General features: G+C 69.5%; 4 protein-coding genes. 3 read left to right on the forward strand and 1 reads right to left on the reverse strand.

The window, feature by feature from the left end; all coding sequences use genetic code 11:
• On the reverse strand, nt 1–675 hold a 675-nt coding region (locus ND748_RS26065; RefSeq protein ID WP_251748784.1), incomplete at its 3' end, for an aminotransferase class V-fold PLP-dependent enzyme.
• A gap of 246 nt (nt 676–921) precedes the next feature.
• On the opposite strand from ND748_RS26065, the gene coxB reads away from it, so the two are divergent.
• The 3 genes from coxB to ND748_RS26080 are packed head-to-tail and all read left to right on the forward strand — an operon-like array spanning nt 922 to nt 3,997.
• Nucleotides 922–1,902 (forward strand): cytochrome c oxidase subunit II, encoded by a 981-nt coding sequence (coxB, locus tag ND748_RS26070; RefSeq protein WP_251748786.1) that lies wholly within the window; start codon nt 922–924, stop codon nt 1,900–1,902.
• Complete coding sequence (ctaD, locus tag ND748_RS26075; protein WP_374216039.1) at nt 1,899–3,581, forward strand: cytochrome c oxidase subunit I; 1,683 nt, start codon at nt 1,899–1,901, stop codon at nt 3,579–3,581. The genes coxB and ctaD overlap by 4 nt, the downstream gene beginning before the upstream one ends.
• A 14-nt stretch (nt 3,582–3,595) precedes the next feature.
• Entirely contained in the window at nt 3,596–3,997 is a 402-nt protein-coding gene (locus tag ND748_RS26080; RefSeq protein WP_251748788.1) for a cytochrome c oxidase subunit 4, read from the forward strand.
• Nucleotides 3,998–4,441 lie beyond the last annotated feature (444 nt).

A 4,441-nucleotide genomic window follows, 5' to 3' on the forward strand; every position in this document is an offset into this window, starting at 1 on the left:
CTCGTCGGCCGGCCCGGGGCTGCGCCAACGGGTTCCCGTGCGCACCGCGAGGATGCCGACCCCGGCCGGGCCGCCGAACTTGTGGGCGCTGGCCGTCAGCAGGTCCGCGCCGAGCGCGCCCAGGTCGACGGGCACCCGGCCGACCGTCACGGCGGCGTCGGTGTGCAGGGGAACGCCCGCGGCATGCAGCAGCTCGGCGACCTCGGCGACCGGCTGGACGGTGCCGACCTCGTGGTTGGCGTGCTGCAGGCTGGCTACGGCCGTGCCTGGTCCCGGCGTGAACGCCGCCGGATCGACGCGTCCGAAGCGGTCGACTCCCACCTCGACGAGCCGCCCGCCGGCCTGTTCGTGGTGCTGCGCCGCATGCAGCACGCTGGAGTGCTCGACCGCGCTCACCATCATCAGATCGCCGGCGCGACGGCGGGCGGACGCCGCCCCGAGCAGGGCGAGCGTGGCCGCCGCGGTCCCGCTCGCCGCGAAGCTGATCTCGTCGGGCCGGGCGCCGAGAACGCCGGCGACGGTCTCGCGGGCCGCGTCCAGCAGCATTCGGGCGCGCCGGCCCTCCCGGTAAAGGCGGGCCGGATCCGCCCAGCCGTCCTGCAGCGCCACCCCGAACGCCTCCCGGGCCGCGGGGTGCAGGGGGGTGGTCGAGGCGTGGTCGAGATAGGCCGACACGAGTGCGACGCTACGCCGTGACGGGCCCCGGGGGGCGTGCGTCACAGGCCCTTGATGGGGCCTGTGGCGAGAAGCTGCCGGGCCGCTGAGATACGCTGCTGCCGCACCATCTACAGCGTGTCGAAGACAGCATGTCGTCCGGAGGGATCGACCGGGGTGACATGGCGTTTCTGGGGTCTCGCGGATGGCGGCGGACAGCCTCCGCCCCCGTCGACGCGGGCCGCTAGTCGTGGGAGGCAGGACCTGGTGAGGAGATCCTTCGGTCGGACCCGGCCGTCGGTCGCGAATGTCGAGGACACGCCGACGACGCCGGCTGACTTTGGCAGTGCGGGCGAGGTCGCGGACGACGCGGTCGAGGCGGTTGGCACGGTCGGCGCCCATGGGAGGCGACGGGCGCGGCCGGTGCGCCGACCCATGCGCCTGGTCGGCGCGCTCGCCGTGGTGGGGATCGCGGCGACCGCCTGCGACAAACCCAACTTCGGCTATCCGGATGGTGTGACCAACCACACCCCGCGGCTGCTCAATATCTGGCAGGGCTCGGCGATCGCCGCGCTCGTCGTCGGCGTGATCGTCTGGGGCATGATCCTCTACGCGGTCGTCGCCTTCCGCAAGCGCAGCGACGTGCTCCCGCGCCAGATCCGCTACAACCTGCCCGTCGAAATTCTGTACACCGTCATACCCGTCGTGATCGTCGGCGCGATGTTCTTCTTCACCGCGCGCGACGAGTCGAAGGTCACGAAGCTCTCGGCCAGGCCGGATGTCACGGTCGACGTCATCGGCTTCCGGTGGAACTGGCAGTTCAAGTACATCGACCCCGGCGCGGGTCACACCGGGCCGAACCAGATCGAGGTCACCGGCCGGCCCGGTGAGCCCGCGGTGCTGGTCCTGCCGCAGAACCGCTCCGTTCGGTTCGTGGAGACCTCGCCGGACGTCATCCATTCGTTCTGGGTGCCCGAGTTCCTGTTCAAGCGGGACGTCGTGCCGGGCCGGGTCAACCAGTTCGAGCTCACCGTGACCAAGACCGGTACCTTCATCGGTCGTTGCGCCGAGCTCTGCGGGACCGACCACGACCGGATGAACTTCTACGTGAAGGTCGTGCCGCAGGACGAGTACGACAGGTTCATCACGGAGCGGCAGAATGCGGCTGTTCCGTCGACGTCGGCCGGGACGACGACCGCCGCCGCCGCCAGCACCGCAACCACTGCCACCACCGGGAGCGGACAGTGACCCTCGTGCAAGAGTCGGGCGTCGGCCACGCCGAGCCCGAGCAGCCCCACCTACCCAAGCGGACGAACCTGCTCGGCTACCTGCGCACGACGTCCCACAAGGACATCGCGGTCATGTATTTCGTGACCTCGTTCGCGTTCTTCCTCTTTGCCGGCATCCTGGCCATCATGATGCGGGCCGAGCTGGCGCGGCCGGGTCTGCAGTACTTCTCCAACGAGCAGTACAACCAGCTGTTCACGATGCACGGCACGCTGATGCTGCTGATGTTCGCGACGCCGATCGCGTTCGCCTACGCGAACTTCCTGGTGCCGCTGCAGATCGGCTCGCCGGACGTCGCCTTCCCGCGGCTGAACGCGCTGTCCTACTGGTTCTTCCTGTTCGGCAGCCTCACCGTGGTGGCCGGCTTCCTCACCCCGAACGGCGCGGCGTCGTTCGGCTGGTTCGCCTACTCGCCGCTGAACAACGACATCTACTCGCCCGGGGCGGGCTCTGACCTGTGGATCGTCGGCCTGACGGTGTCCGGGCTCGGCACCATTCTCGGCGCCGTCAATATGATCACCACGATCCTGACGCTGCGGGCGCCCGGCATGACCATGTTCCGGCTGCCGATCTTCTGCTGGAACTTCCTGGTCACCTCGATTCTCGTGCTGGTCGCGTTCCCGGTGCTCGCCGCGGCGCTGCTGGCACTGGAGGCGGACCGCCGGTTCGGTGCGCACGTGTTCGATGCCGCGAACGGCGGAGCGCTGCTCTGGCAGCACCTGTTCTGGTTCTTCGGCCATCCCGAGGTCTACATCCTCGCCCTGCCGTTCTTCGGGATCATCAGCGAGATTCTGCCGGTGTTCTCCCGTAAGCCGCTGTTCGGCTACAAGGGCCTCGTCTTCGCCACCATCGGCATCGGCGCCCTGTCGATCGCGGTGTGGGCGCACCACATGTACGTCACCGGCGCGGTGCTGCTGCCGTTCTTCGCCTTCCTGTCGTTCCTGATCGCGGTGCCGACCGGCATCAAGTTCTTCAACTGGATCGGCACGATGTGGCGCGGGCAGCTCACCTTCGAGACGCCGATGCTGTTCAGCCTCGGCTTCCTGGTGACCTTCCTGTTCGGTGGGCTGACCGGGGTGCTGCTGGCCAGCCCGCCGATCGACTTCCACGTCAGCGACAGCTACTTCGTCGTCGCCCACTTCCACTACGTGATCTTCGGAACCGTCGTGTTCGCCGCCTATGCCGGCACCTACTTCTGGTTCCCGAAGGTCACCGGTCGGATGATGAACGACCGGCTGGGCAAGATTCACTTCTGGACCGTGTTCTTCGGCTTCCACGCCACGTTCCTGGTGCAGCACTGGCTGGGTCTGCGCGGCATGCCGCGGCGTTACGCCGACTACTCGCCGACCGACGGCTTCACCACCCTGAACACGGTCTCCTCGGCGGGGTCGTTCCTGCTGGCCCTGTCGACGCTGCCGTTCATCTACAACCTGTGGCACTCGTACCGCAAGGGCCAGCTCGCCGTCGTCGACGACCCGTGGGGCTACGGCAACTCGCTGGAATGGGCGACGTCCTGCCCGCCGCCGCGGCACAACTTCCGGACGCTGCCGCGGATCCGTTCCGAGCGGCCCGCGTTCGACCTGCACTTCCCGGCCACGGTGGGCCGGGTCGATTACCACGCGACACCTGAGATCGGTTAGGGGACGGTGATCGTATGAAGGTGGAAGGCATCATCTTCAGCTTCTTCGGCGTCTTCGCCGGGGCGGCGGCGCTGGTCTACTGGTTCTGGGCGAAGGACCCGACCGGCACCGCGGCGCTGACCCTCACCACCGGGTTGGGCCTGCTGGTCGGCGGCTACCTCATCTTCACCGGCCGCCGGATCGGCATGCGCCCGCAGGACCTCCCGGATGCCGAGGTGGCGGACGGCGCCGGCGAGCTCGGGCACTTCACCCCGGGCAGCTACTACCCGTTCCTGATCGGCGCGAGCTCGGTGACGGCGGCCATGGGCCTCGTCTTCGGGATCTGGCTGCTCGTCCTCGGCATGGCGATGGTCGTGGCATTCGCGACCTGCCTGGTGTTCGAGAACTTCTGGCACCCCCCGGTGCCCGAGGACTGAGCGACCGAGCGACCGCGGCCCGGGCAGAGCCCGGCCGCGACGACCTGCGCGCCAGCGGGGCCGGCAGATGCTTCGGCATCGGCCGGCCCCGTTCGCGTGCGTGCCCCGCCGCGGATTCACCGGGTTCCCGCCGTGCCGGGGCTGGCGGCGCATTGCGGTACGGAATGCACGGTCCACGAGCCCAGACTGTGCACAACGCACCGCCATCGGCCCGGTTGAGAGTTTGGGTTGACGCGCACGCGCACGGACCTGGACGCGGCACCGCGGAGCGGCTTGATCGGGACCGAGTGCCCTTGGGGCCGGGGGCGAGGCTGAGGGCTGGGAAGGGGGGGCGGGGCTCAGCGGGTGATGGCGTCGGCGGCCGCGGCGGTCTGGCTGGCGTCCACCCAGCGGGCCAGCACGGCGGCGGCGGCGCCGGAGTCGACGGCCTGGGCGGCGCGGGGG

This window comes from Frankia sp. AiPs1 (assembly GCF_023716945.1).
In the GTDB taxonomy this organism is placed as follows: domain Bacteria; phylum Actinomycetota; class Actinomycetes; order Frankiales; family Frankiaceae; genus Frankia.